Origin of the sequence: Paenibacillus sp. FSL K6-1566, assembly GCF_038050475.1 — a bacterium.
GTDB classification, from domain to species: domain Bacteria; phylum Bacillota; class Bacilli; order Paenibacillales; family Paenibacillaceae; genus Paenibacillus_AQ; species Paenibacillus_AQ lactis.
Window position 1 is genome coordinate 2,791,615 of record NZ_JBBOSR010000001.1, and the last position, 19,922, is coordinate 2,811,536.

At 50.1% G+C, this 19,922-nt stretch carries 21 protein-coding genes; 15 read left to right on the forward strand and 6 right to left on the reverse strand.

The genetic code is table 11. The annotated features are described in order from the left end of the window. Nucleotides 1-62: 62 nt before the first annotated feature. From NST08_RS12245 to NST08_RS12265, 5 genes are all read left to right on the forward strand, one after another. Nucleotides 63-485: a cell wall hydrolase gene (locus tag NST08_RS12245; protein WP_007130406.1), complete on the forward strand. Its 423-nt coding sequence runs from the start codon at nt 63-65 to the stop codon at nt 483-485. Nucleotides 486-536: 51 nt separating this feature from the next. Beyond that, nucleotides 537-965, forward strand: a complete 429-nt coding sequence (gene gerQ, locus NST08_RS12250) for a spore coat protein GerQ (protein WP_007130405.1) — start codon at nt 537-539, stop codon at nt 963-965. Nucleotides 966-1,390: 425 nt separating this feature from the next. Beyond that, nucleotides 1,391-2,710, forward strand: a complete 1,320-nt coding sequence (locus NST08_RS12255) for a hemolysin family protein (protein ID WP_341341797.1) — start codon at nt 1,391-1,393, stop codon at nt 2,708-2,710. Between the two features lie 149 nt (nt 2,711-2,859). Then, nucleotides 2,860-4,220, forward strand: a protein-coding gene (locus tag NST08_RS12260; protein ID WP_213617301.1) for an IS1182 family transposase whose coding sequence is annotated in 2 segments (ribosomal slippage) — nt 2,860-3,427 and nt 3,427-4,220 — 1,362 coding nt in all. Because the reading frame shifts where the segments join, the coding sequence is not laid out codon by codon here. Between the two features lie 379 nt (nt 4,221-4,599). Further along, on the forward strand, nt 4,600-4,944 hold the full coding sequence (locus NST08_RS12265) for a hypothetical protein (RefSeq protein WP_232239339.1): 345 nt from the start codon (nt 4,600-4,602) through the stop codon (nt 4,942-4,944). A 72-nt stretch (nt 4,945-5,016) separates the two neighbouring features. On the opposite strand, the gene NST08_RS12270 is transcribed toward NST08_RS12265, so the two are convergent. The 4 genes from NST08_RS12270 to NST08_RS12285 form a co-directional block, all read right to left on the reverse strand. Next, complete coding sequence (locus tag NST08_RS12270; protein ID WP_007130402.1) at nt 5,017-5,832, reverse strand: DUF4367 domain-containing protein; 816 nt, start codon at nt 5,830-5,832, stop codon at nt 5,017-5,019. Next, nucleotides 5,810-6,400, reverse strand: coding sequence for an RNA polymerase sigma factor (locus NST08_RS12275; protein WP_007130401.1), 591 nt, complete (start codon nt 6,398-6,400; stop codon nt 5,810-5,812). The genes NST08_RS12270 and NST08_RS12275 overlap by 23 nt, the downstream gene beginning before the upstream one ends. Before the next feature lie 366 nt (nt 6,401-6,766). After that, nucleotides 6,767-7,996 carry an aminopeptidase gene (locus tag NST08_RS12280; RefSeq protein ID WP_028405501.1) on the reverse strand — a complete coding sequence of 410 codons (1,230 nt, stop codon included), beginning with the start codon at nt 7,994-7,996 and terminating at the stop codon, nt 6,767-6,769. Between the two features lie 177 nt (nt 7,997-8,173). Then, complete coding sequence (locus NST08_RS12285; RefSeq protein ID WP_007130399.1) at nt 8,174-9,406, reverse strand: aminopeptidase; 1,233 nt, start codon at nt 9,404-9,406, stop codon at nt 8,174-8,176. 152 nt (nt 9,407-9,558) lie between these two features. Between NST08_RS12285 and NST08_RS12290 the strand changes: the two genes are divergently transcribed. Beyond that, nucleotides 9,559-9,843, forward strand: a complete 285-nt coding sequence (locus NST08_RS12290; RefSeq protein WP_007130398.1) for a hypothetical protein — start codon at nt 9,559-9,561, stop codon at nt 9,841-9,843. A 139-nt stretch (nt 9,844-9,982) separates the two neighbouring features. Here the strand turns inward: NST08_RS12290 and NST08_RS12295 are convergent, their stop codons facing one another. Then, entirely contained in the window at nt 9,983-11,335 is a 1,353-nt protein-coding gene (locus NST08_RS12295) for a TrkH family potassium uptake protein (RefSeq protein ID WP_007130397.1), read from the reverse strand. A gap of 79 nt (nt 11,336-11,414) precedes the next feature. On the opposite strand from NST08_RS12295, the gene NST08_RS12300 reads away from it, so the two are divergent. The 7 genes from NST08_RS12300 to NST08_RS12330 all read left to right on the forward strand — a co-directional run bounded on the left by NST08_RS12300 (nt 11,415) and on the right by NST08_RS12330 (nt 17,167). After that, the gene (locus NST08_RS12300; RefSeq protein ID WP_341033732.1) at nt 11,415-12,332 is read left to right on the forward strand and encodes a DMT family transporter; all 918 of its coding nucleotides are present in this window, start codon (nt 11,415-11,417) and stop codon (nt 12,330-12,332) included. Between the two features lie 120 nt (nt 12,333-12,452). Next, nucleotides 12,453-13,589: an alcohol dehydrogenase catalytic domain-containing protein gene (locus NST08_RS12305; protein WP_007130395.1), complete on the forward strand. Its 1,137-nt coding sequence runs from the start codon at nt 12,453-12,455 to the stop codon at nt 13,587-13,589. 190 nt (nt 13,590-13,779) lie between these two features. Beyond that, nucleotides 13,780-14,505 (forward strand): AzlC family ABC transporter permease, encoded by a 726-nt coding sequence (locus NST08_RS12310; protein ID WP_007130394.1) that lies wholly within the window; start codon nt 13,780-13,782, stop codon nt 14,503-14,505. Then, nucleotides 14,496-14,822 carry an AzlD domain-containing protein gene (locus NST08_RS12315; protein WP_007130393.1) on the forward strand — a complete coding sequence of 109 codons (327 nt, stop codon included), beginning with the start codon at nt 14,496-14,498 and terminating at the stop codon, nt 14,820-14,822. Before NST08_RS12310 ends, NST08_RS12315 begins: the two co-directional genes overlap by 10 nt. Before the next feature lie 206 nt (nt 14,823-15,028). After that, nucleotides 15,029-15,745: a glycosyltransferase gene (locus NST08_RS12320; RefSeq protein WP_007130392.1), complete on the forward strand. Its 717-nt coding sequence runs from the start codon at nt 15,029-15,031 to the stop codon at nt 15,743-15,745. A gap of 11 nt (nt 15,746-15,756) precedes the next feature. Further along, nucleotides 15,757-16,983: a glycosyltransferase family 4 protein gene (locus tag NST08_RS12325; RefSeq protein WP_007130391.1), complete on the forward strand. Its 1,227-nt coding sequence runs from the start codon at nt 15,757-15,759 to the stop codon at nt 16,981-16,983. A gap of 19 nt (nt 16,984-17,002) precedes the next feature. Beyond that, on the forward strand, nt 17,003-17,167 hold the full coding sequence (locus NST08_RS12330) for a hypothetical protein (RefSeq protein WP_007130390.1): 165 nt from the start codon (nt 17,003-17,005) through the stop codon (nt 17,165-17,167). Between the two features lie 93 nt (nt 17,168-17,260). On the opposite strand, the gene NST08_RS12335 is transcribed toward NST08_RS12330, so the two are convergent. Beyond that, the gene (locus NST08_RS12335) at nt 17,261-17,887 is read right to left on the reverse strand and encodes a DUF1796 family putative cysteine peptidase (protein WP_007130389.1); all 627 of its coding nucleotides are present in this window, start codon (nt 17,885-17,887) and stop codon (nt 17,261-17,263) included. Nucleotides 17,888-18,083: 196 nt separating this feature from the next. Here NST08_RS12335 and NST08_RS12340 point away from each other — a divergent pair, with 196 nt between their 5' ends. Both NST08_RS12340 and NST08_RS12345 read left to right on the forward strand, forming a co-directional pair. Continuing rightward, on the forward strand, nt 18,084-18,419 hold the full coding sequence (locus NST08_RS12340; RefSeq protein WP_341033729.1) for a hypothetical protein: 336 nt from the start codon (nt 18,084-18,086) through the stop codon (nt 18,417-18,419). 12 nt (nt 18,420-18,431) lie between these two features. Further along, nucleotides 18,432-19,499 (forward strand): glycosyltransferase family 4 protein, encoded by a 1,068-nt coding sequence (locus tag NST08_RS12345; RefSeq protein WP_028405508.1) that lies wholly within the window; start codon nt 18,432-18,434, stop codon nt 19,497-19,499. The last annotated feature ends 423 nt before the right edge of the window (nt 19,500-19,922 follow it).

A 19,922-nucleotide genomic window follows, 5' to 3' on the forward strand; every position in this document is an offset into this window, starting at 1 on the left:
GCACATTTCTGGGCGAATGCACATACGATACAGAGTGATATCAAGGAAGCGAGGGGAAATCTGTGGCAGTCATCAATGTCAACTCAAACGATGTGGATCTGCTGGCTAGACTCATTCGCGCAGAGGCGGAGGGCGAAGGAGAGCAGGGGATGCTCATGGTGGGGAATGTCGGCGTAAATCGCATTCGCTCCAACTGCTTGGACTTTCAAGGCATCCGCACCATGAACCAAATGGTGTTTCAAAACCCGGGAGGATTTGAAGCCACACAAAAGGGATACTTTTATCAAAGAGCCCGGGATAGAGATCGGCGGCTTGCTCAACGAGTCATCAACGGGGAACGAATCTGGCCTGCTTCTAACGCCCTCTGGTTCTTCCGCCCGGCTGGAGAATGCCCGGCAACCTGGTACAATCAGCAGAATACAGGGCGTTTCAAGGCGCACTGCTTCTTCACCCCGTCCTACGCCGATTGTCCGAGTGTGTTTTGATTTATTCTGTAAACCACCGCATCTTGCGGGCATATAGAAGGAGGAATACTTATGTTTAATCAAGGCGTACCACCTGTGAATTACATGAATGGAGTTCGTTATCCGGGCGTACCAAGCCGTGGAACCGCAGGGTATACCGGAAATGTACCGCCACAAGTTTCAAGCGGGAGCCAAATTACGCAGGGAGGCGCCGTCATGCCGATGCCTCAATTCGAACAGTCCTACGTTGAGAACATTCTTCGTCTGAATCTAGGCAAAACCGGCACCTTTTACATGACTTATGAAAATAACTCGCAGTGGAACGCCAAAGTGTTCACTGGCGTAATCGAAGCCGCTGGCCGCGATCATATCATTATCAGTGAGCGCTCAACCGGCCGTCGCATTCTTCTCCTGATGGTCAATCTCGACTATGTCGTGTTTGACGAGCCGCTTCAATACCAATATCCGGGTGTGATCGGCAACCCGCCGACCGGTCGGTAAATCCGATCATATTCACCGCTCGCTAATGTAACCTTCGCTTCCCTGGGAAAGCGAAGGTTATTTAGCATGTGCAACGGGCTGCAGAGAAACCAGTGCTGACGTTTATCGAACATGAGGAACCAATTCTATCTGTTATTAATAGAATATATCAATTCCCGGGAAACGAGGGTTAAGTGAAGAAAATCAAAACATAGCTTGTAACAACGCGTTTTAATGTCATAAGACAAAGTTTGACTGTGTATCGTAGTACTATATAATTACTTATATAGCTCGTAAACGTCGGAATAAGATAAGGAGATGAGTCCATTGGGAAGTTGACGCTTTGTCCGAACAGGTCGTTATGCTTAATGGCACCACACATTTTTAATAACCGAAGGAGGTGTTCCTGTTCGTCATCGCATCTGGAATGACGGATAGGAGATCGATTGAGTGACCCCTTACCGAGTTTGATTAGTCTTACCTTGGTATTGTTTCTCGTATTGTTAAACGGTTTTTTTGTATCGGCTGAAATCGCTTTGGTTAAAGTGAAGAGCAGCCGCATTGATGCATTGGCTGAAGAAGGGCATCGGAACGCAAGGTATGCCCAGAAAATATTAAGAAATCTGGACGGATATGTATCGGCCTGCCAGTTCGGCATAACCTTGGTGTCGATTGGACTCGGGTGGATCGGCGAACGGACGATATCCTCCCTGATCTCGCCATGGTTTACCGGAATCGGCTGGAGCGAAACGGCCATCCATGCGGTATCTCTGGTGATTGCATTCGTACTTATCTCCATCATGCACATTGTGTTCGGGGCGCTAGCGCCAAAAACGGTTGCTGTCCGCAAGGCAGAACGAATTGCGCTGTTATCTTCAGCACCGCTCAGCATATTTTACAAGATCATGTTTCCTTTTATCTGGTTCGTCAACGGATTCTCGAATACCATTCTGCGCTTGTTCCGCATGCAGCCGGTGGTTGAACGGAACGTTCACACCGAAGAAGAGCTTCGGGATATGATGAAGGAGAGCAGTGAGATCGGCCTGATCGATAATACGGAAATGACGCTGGTCGACAATATCTTCGAATTCTCCGATACGACAGCCCGAGAAATCATGATTCCCCGAACTGAAATGATCTGTCTCTACAACAATTTGCCGATGGAAGAAAATATGAAGATCGCCAGCGAAGGCATGCGGACCAGATATCCCGTCTGTGATGAAGATAAAGACCATATTATTGGCTTCATTCATATTAAAGACTTGATGCGTGGACACATCCGTGACCAGCTTTCCTTGATTCGTCCGATTCTCGCCGTGCCTGAATCGATCAAGATTAGCGAGCTTCTGCGCAGAATGCAGCAAAGCAAGACGCAGATCGCAATTCTCATTGATGAATACGGCGGTACTTCCGGTCTGGTAACATTGGAGGACATTATGGAAGAGATCGTCGGCGAAATTCAGGACGAATTCGATGAAGAGCGGCCGGGAATTGAGTTCGTGGGGGAGGATGAATACTCCATCGACGGATTGATGCTGATTGAAGAAATTAACGAACAGTTTGGTCTGGATATGGAAACGGAGGACTACGACACCATCGGTGGATGGCTGTCATCGCGTCTGGAAGTTTTGCATCCGCATAAAGGCCAATTCGTCATGTACGGAGATTATTCGTTCATGATTGAGGAGACGGAAAATAAACGAATCTCGCGCATCCGCCTTGCAAGACAGCAGCAGGAGCTGCTGCAAGAGGAAGCAGGGGCTTAAACTGGTTGTTATAAGAAACAACGACAATAAATGTCGTTCAGGCTGTCGAGAAAGTCTCGACAGCTATTTTCTTGTGAATTTAATTCAACACGACACCGCGTTAATGTTGTATAATGGTATTAAATAAACCGTTCGGAAGGGTGTTACATATGTTGCGTTCGAATCGAGAAAAACAGCAGGCTTACGAATTTGTTTCGATTGAAGAATTGGTTCCTCAAGATCATCTGCTCCGTAAAGTGGACAAGTATATCGATTTCTCTTTCATCGACGAAAAGGTTCGTCCGCTTTACTGTGCTGATAATGGGCGGCCAGCTATCGACCCTGTCGTGTTATTTAAAATGATTTTCCTCGGTTATTTTTATGGCATCCGTTCCGAACGCCAACTCGAACGTGAGATTCAAACCAATCTTGCTTACCGCTGGTTTTTGGGGTTAGGTCTAACCGACAAAGTGCCTGACCATTCTACGATTAGCTGGAATCGTCGCACTCGCTTTAAAGACACCGAGATTTTTCAGGAGATCTTCGATGAGATTGTGCTTCAAGCTATCCAGCACCGTATGGTGGGCGGACGTGTCTTAGTTACCGATTCAACCCACGTCAAAGCGAGTGCGAACAAGCATAAATACACAAAGGAGCAGGTTTTACAAAACACCCGTGACTATGTGAGTGAACTTAATGCTGCCGTGGAGGCTGACCGGAATGCACATGGAAAAAAGCGCTAAAGCCTAGAGAGGACGTGATCGAGGAAAAGGAAGTCAAAGTGAGCACGACAGATCCCGACAGCGGTTATATGATCCGTGATGGGAAACCGGAAGGATTTTTCTACTTAGATCACCGTACTGTGGACCTGAAATACAATATGATTACGGATGTACATGTCACCGCTGGAAATGTCCATGATTCTGTACCGTATTTATCCCGTTTGGATCGTCAACAACAACGATTTGGTTTTAAAGTCGAAGCCGTTGCTCTGGACTCCGGGTATTTGACTTCACCCATTTGCAAAGGGCTGCAAAGCCGAAATATTTTTGCCGTTATTGCTCACCGAAGATTTCACTCAACCCAAGGTTTATTCCCAAAATGGAAGTTCACTTATGACGCACAGCGTAATGTTTATGTCTGTCCAGCGAAGCACGAATTACCGTACACGACGACCAACCGCGAGGGATACCGGCAGTACGCTTCGGATCCACAGCATTGCAAGAACTGCCCGTTATTAAACGAATGCACACGGTCTCGCAACCACCGAAAGGTGGTAACCCGTCATGTCTGGGAGGACAGCAAAGAGTGGGTGCGAGGCAACCGGTTGAGTCGATCCGGGAAATATCTCTACCGAAAACGAAAAGAAACGATTGAGCGAAGCTTCGCGGATGCCAAAGAGCTCCATGGGTTTCGCTATTGCCGTTTGCGCGGTTTGCAGAACGTCAGGGAACAGGCCTTGATGACGGCAGCCGTGCAGAACATGAAGAAGATGGCGATCCACCTGGATCGCCTGGAAAAACGGGGGTAGCCCCCTCATATTTTTCTTAACTTAGTTACTTTGGAAATACAGAGAAACCCTGATCCTTTAAAAGGACAGGGTTTCTCGACAATCTGAACGACAATAAATGTCGTTGTTTCTTTTTATTTGCAGAAAAGTTTCAAAAAATATATCAAAAGATGAAGAAAACGATAAGATTGCATTAATAGACTATGTTAAAATATGGATGTTCCTATCAAATTGAGAGAAAGGTGATGTTATGTCAAACGTACGCAGTCCTAAACGTATGGTCTCCGCTCTTGCAGTAAGTGCACTTTTAAGTTTAACCTTGGCGGGAGGGGCTTACGCGGATTCGGCTACAGACATTGCACCCGGTGCCTTAACTCCTCCGCCACCAGTGGAATTGAACGTGAATTCTATGAATCTGATGGCCAACAACTATCTTACGAGTTACTACTCTTCGATCAGCAAGGCTAGCAGCTCGCAGGTCAGCGTTTATGGCTCTACGAGTGCCGGACAAGCCGTCGACGCCATTGGCATCCAGTTCGTCCTTCAGCGATGGACGGGAACCGCGTGGGTCGATGCAGGCGCGTCTTCCGATAACGGGACGAACAAAGCTTCCCACAGCGCTACCAAGACATTCAGCGTGACTCAGGGCTATTATTATCGTGCCAAGACTACGCATTGGATCAACGAGAATGGTACATATGAAGATGGGGTTTATTATACGAATTCCTTGCTGGTAGAAAAATAAGCATAATGAAGAAGAGCACCCAATGAGGTGCTCTTCTTCTATACAACCGACTTCACACGCCTTGCATGTGGCTTACCGGATGCCGTTCGCGATCTTGAGAAACTCTTCCTTCGAAATAAACCCGCTGATCATAACAAGGATCTGGTCATTATTATGCAGGAAACGAAGGTTCGTTTCCGTGATATAAGCAGCAGCTCCGGAATCCAGCTTCAGTGTGCCCGTTACCTCGCCGCCTACGCTGATGGCTTTATCGGCGGTTATTTCGATAAAGCTTACATGGATTACTTTACCGTCCCCATTCATATATTCGAGTTTCAGATCCTCGATAGGGCCGTCTTCTGAATTGGAAATTCCTGACGCCTGGATGAACTCATAGCCATTAGGAATATAGCCGACTTCAGGAATCTTGAAATTCACGCGTTTCTGGGATTCGGTTAGGGATGCATCCGAATCGGTGAACTCATAGGTCTCGGTTTCAATCAGTTCGGCAGGTGGCACATATTCTTGACCAGGTACAGACGATACATCCGGCGGAGGCGGGGTGAGGGCTTTGCTCTCGTCAACAGGTGCTTTCTTGCCAAAGATTTGACCGGCTAAACCGTTGCCCCAATCCACAATCTGCTGATAAATCGGTGATACCGCTTGCGTGACCGTAGGCTGCGAGAACATGAAGGCGCCGAAAGCCATCGAAGCGGCAACAATTCCGGCATATTGAAATCTGCGCCGGCGTTTCTTGCGCTGGTTCAGCTTCTCAAGCTGCATCTTGACTTGCTGCCAGGATTGACGCTTGCTATCGTCGTTCGTAGGGTATGAGGAGCTAGAAGCTGCACGATCGAAGGCTTCATCAAAAGCCTCATTAAACCAATCATCGTATTTTTCGTTGCTCATCTAATTCACCCCACTCTCTATATAGCATTTTCTTTACGGATTCCCTAGCTCGAAACAATCGCTGCTTGACGATCTCTTCCCGAGTATCGAGCAGGTCAGCAATTTCCTTGTAAGTCATGTTATGCTTCCAGCGGCACTCGATCAAAAGCCGGTATTCCGGCTTTAACTGATCCAGGTATTGCACAATCGCCTCTTCCAGCATATTCGACTCCACCTGCTGCTCAACATTGGTGGAAGAAACCACCATTTCTTCTTCATTAATAAAAACACGTTCAACATCCACTTGGTTACGGTATTTTTTATTTTTTCGCAAATAATTCATGGTCGAATTTTTGGCGACGACCCGGAACCATCCGCGCATCTTGCTCTCCATGTCAAATGTAGGCTTACTGGTAATGACTTTAATAAAGGATTCTTGAATTATATCCTCAACAGCAGCATGATCCCGGACTACATACAAAATTTGTCCATACACAAGATCATAAAATTCATAATAGATTTCTTCCTGAATAGGTTCACTGAGTTCCGTGAAATCTGCTGCAAGGAGGAGTTGTAATCGGTTAGACACGCGATATTCCCCTCTCTGGTGTAACCATCCTATTTCTCTCATCATTTTACAACACATTGAAAGAAAAAGCCCTATGATTTCAATTAACAATTACAGTAAGAGACTCTTATAAGAATATGCCAGCGGTCTTCACGATATTATCGGGTAAATCATTCAGGGTCGAACAAGCTGGGTTGAATAGAAGGGGATAGGCAGGACATGAGAATGCTGGAACACCAGTTAAGGAGGGCATGAGTATGCTGAAACAGCAATCAAGCAAAAGAGGCCGTCCCGGTAGATAACTCCACGTTTGGACAGCCCCTGTGCCACATTCAGATGAGGTTGTAACGATGATCAAGTTGAGCCAAGGCTTTTTAGAGAATGAGCTTATGCCCAGTTTCCGTTAATGAAGACAGGCTCTTCTCTGCCGTCACGGGTAATGCCGGTAATTTGCAAATCTTTGGAGCCCATCATGAAATCGACATGCGTAATACTGGAGTTCAAACCGTGTTCCTGAAGCTGTTCAGGTGTCATCGTCTTGCCTCCTTCGAGGTTAAAGGCATACGCGCTGCCAATGGCGAGATGACACGAGGCATTTTCATCAAACAGGGTGTTGTAGTACAGTATTCCGCTTTCGGATATCGGTGAGCGATAAGGCACGAGAGCGACTTCACCCAAGTAATGCGAGCCTTCGTCCATAGAAATGAGACGGGACAGCGTATCCTCGCCTTGCTCGGCAGAGAAGTTGACGATACGCCCGTTCTCGAAGGTCAGGGAGAAATTGTCGATAATGTTACCGCCATAGCTGAGCGGCTTCGTGCTGCGAACCGTTCCGTTGACTCCGGTTTTGAGCGGAGCCGTGAATACTTCTTCTGTCGGGATATTGGCCACAAAGCGCTCGCCCTTTTCATTATGACTGCCGGCTTGTGCCCAAATATGCCCTTCCGGCAGCTCGATTGTGAGATCGGTCCCGGGGGATGTAAACCGCAGCTTGCTGTATTTCTTTTGGTTCAACTCATCAGATTTGCGCTGAAGCGTTGCGATATGATCTTCCCAGGCTTGGATCGGATCCTCAAGATCGGCACGCACGGCGTGAAAGATGGCGTCCCACATTTTATCCACCTGTTGTTCTTGGGGAACGTCAGGGAACACCTTGGCGGCCCAATCGGGCGAGGCGTAAGCAAGACCCGTCCAGCTCATTTTATCCGCTTGCTGGTATTGACGGTATTTCGACATGGCGGCGCCGTACGTGCGTTGATAATTGGAAATCCGCTCCGGGTCTACCCCTTTAAGCAGATCCGGATTTGAGGACAGGATCGTTAGAAATGCTGCCCCCTGCTCCGCGAGCTCCGTAACTTCCTCGGCATAGTATTTCGGCGGTTCAAGAAAGGATTCGTCCGGCGCCAAATCGTAACGGATCCGGTTGACAACCTCATCACTGTAATTCACCTTTACCAGCTTGGCACCGATTTCATAAGCCTTCTTCACGATTAGGCGCACGAGCGGGGCAGCATCAATCATGGCATTGACGACAAGCGTCTGGCCCGGCTGCACATTGGCACCGACTTTCACGGCAAGTTCTGCGTAATTTTCTAATTTTTGTTCAAAGCTTAGCATGGATGATCCTCCAATTCTTAGCGTAATTCCGAAGGTCCCCGCAAAAGTTATGGAATTATGCTTGCGCCTCCACAATCTCTTTGCGAATCGACCTCAGGTCAATAAAAGGTGAAGCTTAGCTTGTTAAGAAAGCAGCTGCTTAGGAAGCAGCTGCTTTATGTACGATTCATCGAGTGCTTAAAATGCCCAATTTCCTTTCAGGAACACAGGCTCTTCACGTCCATCCTCGGTAATGCCGTAGATATCCATTTCGGCCGAGCCGATCATGAAATCCACATGGGTAACGCTCGTGTTCAGGCCCTTCTGAGCAAGCTGCTCTTGATTCATGTCTTTACCGCCCTCGAGGCAGAAGGCATATGCGCTTCCTAAGGCGAGGTGATTGGAGGCATTTTCATCGAACAGGGTATTGTAGTATAAAATGTTGGACTCGGAGATTGGGGACTGGTGGGGTACCAGCGCGACTTCGCCAAGATAACGGGCACCTTCGTCCATGTTCAGGAGACGTTCCAGTGTTTCGTAGCCCTGCTCTGCCGTGAAGCTGACAACCTTGCCGTTCTCAAAGGTAAGCGAGAAGTTGTCCACGATATTGCCGGCATAGCTCAATGGCTTCGTGCTTGCGACCGTCCCGTTGACACCGGTCTTCAGCGGCGCTGTAAACACTTCTTCCGTCGGCATATTCGCAACAAAGGAATGGCCGCGCTCATTGATGCTGTCGCCTTGCGCCCAAATATGACCCTCCGGCAGTTCAATGGTGAGATCCGTACCCGGCGCGACGTAATGGAGCTTCTTGTACCTCTTAGCATTCAGCACGGAGGACTTTTGCTCCAGCACAGCCAAATGCTTGTTCCAAGCTTCTACAGGATTCTCCTGGTCCACGCGGACCGTATGGAAGATGGCATCCCACAGCTTCTGTACTTGCTCCGATTCAGGAACATCCGGGAAAACTGCGGCTGCCCATGCTGGCGACGGAATCGCGATCAAACACCAGCTGAATTTATCAGCTTGCTGGTAAGCACGGTATTTCTTCATTGCCTCGCCGCGAGTTTTGTAGAAATTCGCGATTCGCTGCGGGTCAATTCCGCTCAGCAGGTCCGGATTCTCCGACAGCACGTGCAGAATAGCGGCACCGTTCTCGACAAGCTCCGTCAGCTCCCCCGCATACCATTTTGGCGCTTCGGTGAACACGTCATCGGCTGCCTTCTCGAATTGTAGACGAGTGATGGCTTCATCGTTCCACATGATCTTTACCAGGCGCGCACCTGCTTCATATGCCTTCTCGGCAATCAAACGGGTAAAATCGGCGGCTTCTACAGGGGCATGCACGACCAAAGTTTGCCCTTCCTGTATGTTAACCCCAACCTTTACGGCCAGCTCGGCATACTTGTGGAGTGATGTATTCAAATCGGACATTTGGTACCCTCCATTGCGATAATTAATTTTAACACTCATATTATATACTAGACCAAGCATCATATGAAAAACAATAATCAGGAGCAAATAAAAGTGATATACTAAAATTCTATGATGAGTCATCATCGGATAACCGAAGGAGAGTGAAACACATGTCACAAGTCCGGATTGAACGTGCGGACATGAAACGTGATGAAGAGGATCAATTCGTGGGATACACCGTGTTTTCCATAGATGGACATGCAGCATCCTATGAAATTACATTCCTGAGCAAGAACGGCCGGGATTGGGATTACAGCCTGAACTTTGCGGCCGAGCCCGGGCTTGAAGAGCAATTCCTGCAGGTGGATGAACGTCTTGAAGAGGACGACGAGCTTTTTGACGATCTGTTGGATGCCGCGATTGATGCGGGCAATTTCGATGACGCTTCGGAATGAAGCATTGCCGTTCCCGGGTAATTCACCGTTAGCCGTTTGAAATTCTTGACGATGAGAAACAACAAACCGTACACTTCCGGTTCATGAGGAGGCGTACGGTTTGTTTTTCGCGTGTACGAAGGCAAATGACTTCAGCCGTCTAACCGATTGTGATACGGCCTTCCGGGTGCCGGTACAGCTCTTTGCTGTTCTTTCTGCTGATCGCATACGCCAGTGTCAGCGGCCCAAGACGGCCCAGGAACATGAGTAATGCGATCGTGATTTTTCCGATCCCGGACAGCTCGCCGGTGAGGCCCATGGATAATCCGACGGTACCGAATGCCGAGACGGCTTCGAACAATATTCGCAGAAATTCGCCGGATTCGGTGATGGACAGGAACATTGAAGCACCGACAAGGAGCAGCAGGGACAGAATGGTTAGCGTAACGGAACGGTAAACAACGGCTTGCGAAATTCGGTGCCGGTAGAGGACCACATCTCGTTTCCCCTGAATCATCGTAATGACCGCGCCGATCAGAACCGCAAACGTTGTTACTTTGATGCCTCCGCCGGTTGAACCCGGGGCAGCTCCAATGAACATGAGCAAGATCATGAAGAATTGGGTCGACTGCTCCAAGCTTGCAATATCGAGCGTGCTCACGCCACCTGAGCGCGGCGTAATGGACTGAAAGATGGCGGCCATCCATTTCGCCGGGTACGATAACGGACCAAGTGTCTTCGTATTATGATATTCCAGCACGAAAATCATGAGGGCTCCGATGACGATCAGGAGCGAAGTGACGGTCAATACCACCTTGGAATGCAGCGACAGCTTCCGGCACTTCGGATATTCAATCAGGTCGAAAATGACGATAAACCCGATGCCTCCGAGAAAAATCAGCACCATCAATACAATATTGACGAACGGATCCGTCACGTAGCTGGCAAACCCGGCAAAGGGTCCGTGAATTTGGCTCATGAGATCAAATCCGGCATTATTGAATATGGAAATACTTTGAAATATCCCAAAATAGGCAGCCTCGGATAGCGGCATCATCGATGAGAACCGCAGTGTCAGCAGGAGAGCGCCGGTGCCTTCGATGATCAAGGTGTAGATCAGAACCCGGCGAATCAGATCGACGATACCCTGGATTTGATATTGTCCCATGGCCTCTTGAAGTATCATTCTTTCCCTCAGCGAGATTCGCCGGTTGAACATCAGGGCGACCCAGGTTGCAGAGGTCATGAATCCCAAGCCTCCAAGCTGAATCAGCAGAAGCATGACGACTTGTCCGAATCCGGACCAGTGCAAGCCGGTGTCTACGACCGCCAGGCCGGTTACGCTGATGGAGGATACGGCCGTAAAGAAAGCATCGATGATGGGCGTCGATGTTCCGTCTGCCGTTGAAATTGGAAGCTTAAGTAAAAACGTACCCAACAAGGTGATCGCCGCAAACCCGATCGCAAGAAATTTTGGCGGGGTCATTTGGTTTCGCAGATCTTTCTTTTTCATTCCCTTTTGATCCTTTGCATGTAAAATAATATTGAAATCTTTCTCTAATATAACACGAAAGGTGAATCATACAACTAACATGAAGGCAGACAGAGCACCTATCCCCGTATCCATCCCTTTATTTATAGGCATTATTGCCATTTCATTCTCTTCCATTTTTGTGAAATGGTCCGACAGTCCTGTATCCGTCCAGGCCATGTACCGCCTGATGATCACAGCGATCATGATGCTGCCCTTTGCGGGCAAGTATGCGGGCGATGCCAGATCGTTAAAGCGCTCGGAATGGGGGCTCTTGGCTCTCTCTGCTGCGATGCTGGCCCTTCATTTTCTATTGTGGATGGGCTCCTTGCAGTGGACCAGCGTCGCGAGTTCCACGATCATTTTAGCGCTTCAGCCGGTATTTGTCATGATTGGAGCGTACTTATGGTTCAAGGAGAGAACCTCGCTCGGAGCGCTGTTTGGGATGTCGATTGCATTCCTGGGCGTATTTCTGCTGATCGGCAGCAGCAGCTTCGGCGGACAGGAAGGACATTTCAAAGGCGATCTCATGTCTCTTCTCGGTACGGCTGCCGTTGCGGTCCATATGCTGCTCGGACAGCTTCTTCTAAGACGTCTTCCTTCCTTTCTGTACAGCTGGCTCGTGTTTGTGATGGCGTCACTGATTCTGGCCGTCTATAACCTGATTCAAGGCTATTCCTTTACCGGATACTCGGGCAGGGAGTGGGGAATCTTCCTGCTGCTTGCCATCGTGCCCACGGTCTTCGGGCATTTGCTGTTCAATTGGCTGATGAAGTTTGCATCGGCTTCAACCGTGTCCATGAGCGTGCTGGGGGAGCCGGTTGGAGCAAGCGTGCTGGCTTTTCTTATCCTTCACGAAACGATGTATCCGCTGCAGGCTGCCGGCGGAGCGCTTGTGCTGCTGGGGCTTATTCTGTTTTTGCGGGTCGGAGCATCCCCTAAGCGTCCGAAAGAGTTTGAGCAGAAGGGAGCGGCTTAAAAGCGCTTCGCCTCTTGCTGCCGACTAGTTACGCGTGTAATGGCGCACACTGAGATTATATTGCCCGATGCCATATATTTGTTCGCATGGGCTGCGGACGGTCAAAGGAGAATCTTGCGTGTGAAAGCTGTTACCTATCAAGGCCGGCATAACATCAAAGTCAAAGAAGTGAAGGATGCATCGCTTCTCCGCAGGGATGACATCGTGATCCGGGTTACAACGACGGCCATATGCGGCTCGGATTTGCATTTGTACAATGGCGAGCTCAGACAGATGACCGATGATTATATTATCGGGCATGAACCGATGGGCATTGTTGAAGAGATCGGGCCCGAAGTCGGCAAAGTGAAAAAAGGGGACCGCGTCGTCATCCCGTTCGTCGTCTCTTGCGGGAAGTGCCTGTACTGCCTGAACCAAATGGAAAGCCAATGCGATTATGCCAATGACGCGAGGGACACCGGAGGCTTCTTCGGCTACAGCAGCGCTTTTGGCGGTTTTCAGGGCGCGCAGGCTGAGCTTCTGCGGGTCCCCTACGGAAACTTCATGCCATTTGTCATCCCGCCGAGCGCCGAAATCGAGGATGAGAAGCTGCTGATGCTGTCCGACGCGCTGCCGACGGCACTATGGAGCGTGGAGAATGCCGGCGTGAAGCCAGGCGATACGGTTGTAGTCCTCGGAAGCGGCCCTATCGGTTTGTTAACCCAGAAGTTTGCCTGGCTCAAAGGCGCCGAGCGTGTCATTGCCATTGACCATGTAGATTACCGACTTGAGCATGCCAAACGGACGAACCTTGTGGAAACCTACAATTTTCAAAGCTTCAAGGAGATCGAAGGGTATATCCGGGAAATTACCAAGGGCGGGGCCAGAATTGTCATCGACTGCGTTGGTTTGGATGCCAAACGGACGGGGCTGGAGATGGTAGGCACGTTGATGATGGTGCAGGGAGGGTCACTCGGAGCATTCCGGATGGCAGCCGGCATGGTCCGCAAATTCGGGACGATTCAGCTGACCGGGATTTACGGGCTGAAGTATAGCGCATTCCCGCTTGGTCAGCTGTTCGAACGGAATATTACCCTGAAGATGGGGTTGGCTCCCGTGACTCACTACATTCCGGTGATCTATCAGATGCTGAAGGACGGAATCGTCGACCCTTCGGATATCATTACGCACCGGCTGCCAATTGATAAAGCTCCGCATGCGTATGACATTTTCAATGAGCGCAAGGACGGATGCATTAAAGTCCTATTAAAGCCTTGACGGTGCGAGACCTGCGGGACCGGAGGACCGAAGGATATAGAAGATTTGAAAATGCTGCGTTTCGACAGATTCCCAATCTGATCGAAGCGCTTTTTTGTGCGAAGCGAAAAGAAACAAGGCCGTTGACAGAATGTTTGGAAGTATTATAGTTATTAGAAAAAGAAATGGGAGTAGGAGAGGGATCACCAACATGAGCATCAGATACAGCGAGCTCACGCCGGATGCGGCAGAGCACTCGTTTCTGCAGGGGGTTAAAGACTGCATTCCGACCTTGCTCGGATATTTAAGCATCGGCTTTGCAGCGGGGGTCGTTGAGCGCACGGCAGGCTTCAGCCTGCTTGAGATTGCGCTGATATCGCTCCTGCTGTATGCAGGTTCAGGACAATTTATCGCGGCCGGCATGGTTGCCGCAGCTAGTCCGGTCATCTCGATTATTGTGACCATTTTTTTTGTGAATGCGAGGCATTTTCTCCTTAGCGCGGCCCTAGCGCCCTATTTCAAAGGCTTGTCGCTAGGAAAGAGCTTCTTCATCGGATCCCTGCTGACAGATGAAACCTTCGGAGTGGCATCGGCGAAGGCGGTCGAGGAGAAGAGACTGGGTTATAAGTGGATGGTCGGGCTTAATATAACCGCTTATCTGTTCTGGTGCGCAGCGAACGTTGCTGGTGGATTGGTCGGAGAGTGGATACCGGATCCGGAGCGGTACGGGCTGGATTTCGCGTTGCCGGGCATGTTCATCGGCCTTCTGGCGCTGCAGCTGATCAGTCGCAAGAAGTATAAGCTGGATTTGCTGGTTGTTGTCGTTTCAGTGATTGCCGTCATGGCAGCAAGCACAATCGTGCCTGGCAGCGCTGCGGTAATTATCGCGATTATGGCCGCGGCTACGGCGGGATTGGCGGTGGAACGATGGAAATAAGATGGCATATCGCTCTTCTCATTATCGGCTCAGCCGTGGTCACGCTTATACCGCGTGTGCTGCCGCTTATGATTCTTAGCAAGCTCCGTATCCCCGAGTTGGCGATCCGTTGGCTCGACCATGTGCCGATCGCCGTGATGTCCGCGCTGCTTGCCTCAGAGCTGCTGCTTTCGGACGGCCGGGTTGATCCCGGCAGCCATTTGCTTGAGTTGATCGCCGCTGTGCCTGCTTTTCTTACCGCCTTTTTGACAAAGAGCTTGTTCGCCACGGTGGTGGTCGGCATTCTATCCTTGGTAGTGCTCCGACTGATCGTTTGATATCAAGCGCTCATCAAGTCACAACAGCTATTCTTGCCTGCCGGACAGCAGACAGGAATAGCTGTTTTTATATGAAACAGGGATGAATTGGTCTAATGTCAGGGGACAGGGGTCCTAGCGGACAGCGGAGGCGCTGCATATGGTGTACTAACCCATGATGTGTTAACACGAGGAAAGAAACAAGGCAGAAGGAGGAGAGACGGGGGATGATGCCGACGGTTACGATAGTCGTACCTTTCTATAACTGCCCGTATATACAGCAAGCACTGGATAGCGCGGTCCAACAAACGTATCCCGCGGTTGAAATCATCGTGGTGGACGACGGGTCGACGAGTCACGCAGATCTGATCGCTCCTTACACGAACAGGGTCTACTATATGGGGAAAAGCAACGGGGGGACGGCCAGCGCCTTAAATCACGGAATTTTGCATGCTTCGGGAGAATACATTGCTTGGCTCAGCTCGGATGACCGGCTGGTTCCCCAAAAGGTCGAGCGACAGATGGCGTTCATGTTGAGCCGGGGGCTCGATATCAGCTACACTGGTTTTTCCTTAATCAATGAGCATACCCACATGATCAAGCCCTATGAGGGAATCCCGATGGCCAGCACAGCCGATCTATGCCGCAAGTTCATCTATTCCAATCCCATCAACGGATGCACCGTTATTGCGAAAAAAGACTGGTTCCTCCGAGTAGGCATGTTTAACGAGCATCTTCGTTACACCCATGATTACGACTTGTGGATTCGACTATTAATGAGCGGCGCGGCCTTCGGCTTCTTACCGGATATGCTTACGCTGTACCGCGTGCATTCACAAATGGGAACGCTGCGTTATAACGCGACGATTGCAAAGGAATATGAAATGGTCAAAAACAATTATCGGGGCATTCTTGAGCATCTTGCTCGGAAGCACGGCGGATAGCGGGGGATACGATGAAGATTTTGCTTGCAACCCATTGGCTGGTCCCTCATGTAGGCGGCGTTTGGAACTTCATGCAGCAGCTCAAGTACCGACTCGAGCTGCTCGGTCATGAAGTCGATTTGCTTGGCAACAGTCCGGACTATAAAAAAATCCATATCGTCAACCGAGGACTGGAGCTCTCTAAAGACCACCTGGTGCCTATGCTTGAGGCCAAGCTGACTCCCCAGGCGGCGCCGGGATTGAATCAGCACTTTGCTATTCGCCATTATGAGCTCGAGCGCTATTGCATGGAACTGGCGGCAGCCTACTTCGGGCTGGAGCAATACGACTTGATCCATACCCAGGATATTTTCTCGGCTAGATCACTGGGCCGCGTAAAGCCGAAGCGCACCCCGCTCATTTCCCATGTCCACGGTTCCGTAACACAAGAAATGACCGACTATTACCGGGATCACCCTGAAGCCGGCGTCAACGAGAGCAGCCCGGCTTGGCGTTATTTTCCGGCTGTCGAATATCATGCTGCTATGGGCTCTGACCTGATGATCACGGCAAACCAATGGTGTAAAAACATCCTGGTCCACCGGTGCGGGATCCCGGATTACCGAATCACCGTGTTTCAATACGGCCTCGATGCCGAAGCCTTCTGGGCCAAATACCGGGAAGGAAGCACACTGCGGAGACCACCCGGCAAAAAGGTCATTATCTGTCCTGCCAGACTTGTTCACGTCAAAGGAATCCACGTCCTGATCTCTGCACTTGCGATCCTCAAGCAGATGCGCAGCGATTGGGTTTGCTGGATTGCCGGGGACGGTGATCTGCGCAGCCAGCTGGAGGCGCAAACGTACTCGGCTTCCTTGCAGCATGACGTGTTCTTCCTTGGCGAGCATCATAATGTTCCGAGTCTGTTGAAGGAGGCGGATATATTCACGCATACGTGCATTCAGGACAATCAGCCGTTCTCGGTCATGGAGGCGCAGATGGCCGGTCTTCCCTCCGTCGTTTCTTCCGCAGGGGGCCTGCCCGAGATGGTTACGCACGGCCAGACCGGCTTGATTGCCCCGGTAGGCGATCCGCTGGCAACGGCGCAGTTCTTGTATCTCTTGTTGGAGAAGGATGAGTACCGTAAACAGCTGGGGCAGAATGCGAAAGCCTTTGCGCTGCAGCATTGGTCCATGGATAAGATGATCAGCAGGATGCTGAAAATATACGAGGGCGCAATCTTGCAAAAATCGGGATAGAGAGGAGAAGGTGCACGGCATGAACCAGCAGTCTTTTACGGTAATGAGCGATCTGTACAATCGAATCTTCGTTAATCAGGTGTCAACGCCGGAGCTGCTTGTGGATTACACGGTGTGGAACCGGATTCTTCAGTCGCTGCCTAAGGAATACAAGCTGCCGGACGAACCGGTCAATTACGTCTAGCCATCCGCAAGAGCAATGGAAAGGCAGACCATGTTGATCATGGCCTGCCTTTTATACTGTAAACGAAGCGAGAACGATACATAAGCTTTTTCATTAGACGACGAAAATGTCCCGAAATAAAAAGCTCCACCGATGCCTGTTGCTGATCCATATGTCGACGTTCGGCATCAGGACAGGGCATACATGCTTCAAATTCCAGTCCTGCCATTCCAACTCGACGACCGGAGCATGGTTGACGACAAGCACGTGGAATGGGCCTGTACACAGCTCTTTCAGCACAGCTTCCAATTCTTTGACTTCCTCGTAGTTGGAATCCGTTCGGATAAAGAGAATTCGTCCCCCGCTCTCCACGTATTGTAAAAATCTAGCGATGCGCCGGTCATATTTTGCCTTGATTTCAGGAAAAGCGGCAAAATGAGGGGGGAAGTTGTTATGCGTGTAAAAATCATGGTTCATGTAAAGCTCGTATTCCCGGTCCAATACGTTATACAGCTCATCGCTGGCTTGATTGACGAGAACCAAATTCGGGTAAACGAGCATCCCTTGAAACCGATTGCGGAGCATTCTCGAGATTTGAGGCAGCACGGGAGTTCCCATCCAATCAATGGGACCGGCGAACTTGCGAAGGCCGTGTGCCTTCATTTCCATACCCGGTAAGCAATTTGACCCTAGGCTGAATACTGCCGAGTACACGCCCTTGATATCCTGCAGCGTTGCCATGAGAAGACACAGCTCCTTTCATTTTTTGATATTTTATTCTTTCAATATATTAAATGCGGGCCGGAGGGAAGCGGCTTGGACCGGGTGAACCCTTCCACAGAATTGGTCGATCGTCCTCAATGGATTGGCCCTTCCGCCGATAGGTCGTCATACATACCCTGTTATTAATGATCCTTCAATAGCAGGGGGGAATACGATGTCCATCTTTCGATTAGATGCTGCAGAGTACGGAAGTATTGATGCGCGTTATATCCAGTCGGTCGATCTGACGATTACGAACACGGGCGGGGAGGACTTTGACGTATTGATCCACGGGTATTATCCCCATGGCGTTTATTACGTCGGGCTGGTGCATGCCGCAGCGGGGGCTACCGTATTTGTGCCAGATATCACGAACCAAAATATGACATTCAGCTTGCTGCTGGTAACGAACATCAACTATTCATACTCCTCGCAAATTACGGTTCATGCCAAAAATCAGGGCCAGCTTGTGGCTGTATTTTCAAAATCCGATTTTTATACGATTGAATAAGGAGGGCGCGACATGAAGGTGCTGTTCGTATACTATGTACCGAGCGGAGGCGTCGAGACATTGAACAGACAGCGGTGCCGTGCACTCCGCCTCGCAGGGATTGAATCTCATTGCCTGTATTATTCCTGGGGCTCGGGTATGCAAAATCCTGCGGACTTTCCGATATATGTGACCCGGAACGATATCGAGATCAAGCATATTTTGGACTCGTGCGGTTTTAATTGCATCGTTGTGACGACGGATCATGCAAGCTTTCCAAGATTCCGCATGCTGGGTTACCAAGGGAAAATGCTGCTGGAAATCCAAGGCTACGGACCAAGGAGCGTTGCCCAAGCACAGCTGACACAAGCCATTCCTTATGTCAATGCCTATGCGGATGGGCTGCTCAATCCGAACACGCCGCATATTTCCGCGTTATTCCGGGATTTATATCCCAACAAACCGCAATTCAATTTCAATAATTGCTTTGATGGCACCGAATTCACATACAGGCCGTCCGGGATTCATGCCAGCCCGATCATAGCGTGGCTCGGGCGCATTGAGGACAATAAGAACTGGCGCGAATTTCTTCATATTGGACATCAGCTTATGGCTCACGTACCGGATCTGCAATTATGGATGTTCGAGGATAATCAGCTCAGCATTCCATCGGAACGCGAGCAGTTTCATGCACTGATCGCCGAGCTCGGCTTGTCCGACCGGCTTACGATCCGTGCGAATGTCCCGAATGCACAGATGCCGTACTATTACTCCATCATCGGGGACTCCGGCGGCTTTCTGTGCAGCACATCGAAGGTGGAGGGAGCGCCGTACGCGGTGCTGGAGGCGATGAGCTGCCGTTGTCCGGTGCTTACGACGGATTCGGATGGTGTCTCAACCTCGGTGTATCATAATGAAACAGGAAAGTTCTATGTTCTGGGGAACATCCAGCATGCGGTACAGGAGGGGCTTGAGCTGATGAGGAATCCGGGATTGCGTGAGCACATCCGGACACGGGCGAAGAACCATGTGCACGAGAGTTTTAATCCGCATTTGTATGCGATGAACTTTGCATCCATGCTTCAGGCTATCGGGCTGTGAGGGGCGCGAGCACGGCCTGCTTTGTACGAAGTGTCGTACAGAGCAGGCCGGTTTGCATGGGTTTCGGCCGGAATGGTCCGGAAGAACATGCAAAGTGGGTCAGTTCGGGTGAACAATTACTTGATCTTTACGGAGCTCTGAAGGCGGATCACGTCCCGAAAAGGGACTTGTGCGAGTGAAAAGGAGCTCCAAGGGCGCAGCACGTCCCGAAAAGGGACTTGTGCGAGTGAAAAGGAGCTCCAAGGGCGCAGCACGTCCCGAAAAGGGACTTGTGCAGGTGAAAAGGAGCTCCAAAGTCGCAGCACGTCCCAAAAAGGGACTTGTGCCGCTGAAAAGGAGCTCCAAGGGACTTGCACCGTGACCAATAGCCCGGCTCATTCCACTTCAGGAATCGAGCCGGGCTATTTTTTAAGTGATTACCGT

Bases quoted from the DNA above. Each gene is read 5' to 3' on its own strand.
- gerQ (WP_007130405.1), top strand. From the start codon at position 537: ATGTTTAATCAAGGCGTACCACCTGTGAATTACATGAATGGAGTTCGT.
- NST08_RS12330 (WP_007130390.1), top strand. From the start codon at position 17,003: ATGAACCAGCAGTCTTTTACGGTAATGAGCGATCTGTACAATCGAATC.
- NST08_RS12280 (WP_028405501.1), bottom strand. From the start codon at position 7,996: ATGCTAAGCTTTGAACAAAAATTAGAAAATTACGCAGAACTTGCCGTG.
- NST08_RS12315 (WP_007130393.1), top strand. From the start codon at position 14,496: ATGGAAATAAGATGGCATATCGCTCTTCTCATTATCGGCTCAGCCGTG.
- NST08_RS12300 (WP_341033732.1), top strand. From the start codon at position 11,415: ATGAAGGCAGACAGAGCACCTATCCCCGTATCCATCCCTTTATTTATA.
- NST08_RS12285 (WP_007130399.1), bottom strand. From the start codon at position 9,406: ATGTCCGATTTGAATACATCACTCCACAAGTATGCCGAGCTGGCCGTA.
- NST08_RS12335 (WP_007130389.1), bottom strand. From the start codon at position 17,887: ATGGCAACGCTGCAGGATATCAAGGGCGTGTACTCGGCAGTATTCAGC.
- NST08_RS12290 (WP_007130398.1), top strand. From the start codon at position 9,559: ATGTCACAAGTCCGGATTGAACGTGCGGACATGAAACGTGATGAAGAG.
- NST08_RS12310 (WP_007130394.1), top strand. From the start codon at position 13,780: ATGAGCATCAGATACAGCGAGCTCACGCCGGATGCGGCAGAGCACTCG.
- NST08_RS12320 (WP_007130392.1), top strand. From the start codon at position 15,029: ATGATGCCGACGGTTACGATAGTCGTACCTTTCTATAACTGCCCGTAT.
- NST08_RS12295 (WP_007130397.1), bottom strand. From the start codon at position 11,335: ATGAAAAAGAAAGATCTGCGAAACCAAATGACCCCGCCAAAATTTCTT.
- NST08_RS12345 (WP_028405508.1), top strand. From the start codon at position 18,432: ATGAAGGTGCTGTTCGTATACTATGTACCGAGCGGAGGCGTCGAGACA.
- NST08_RS12270 (WP_007130402.1), bottom strand. From the start codon at position 5,832: ATGAGCAACGAAAAATACGATGATTGGTTTAATGAGGCTTTTGATGAA.
- NST08_RS12340 (WP_341033729.1), top strand. From the start codon at position 18,084: ATGTCCATCTTTCGATTAGATGCTGCAGAGTACGGAAGTATTGATGCG.
- NST08_RS12325 (WP_007130391.1), top strand. From the start codon at position 15,757: ATGAAGATTTTGCTTGCAACCCATTGGCTGGTCCCTCATGTAGGCGGC.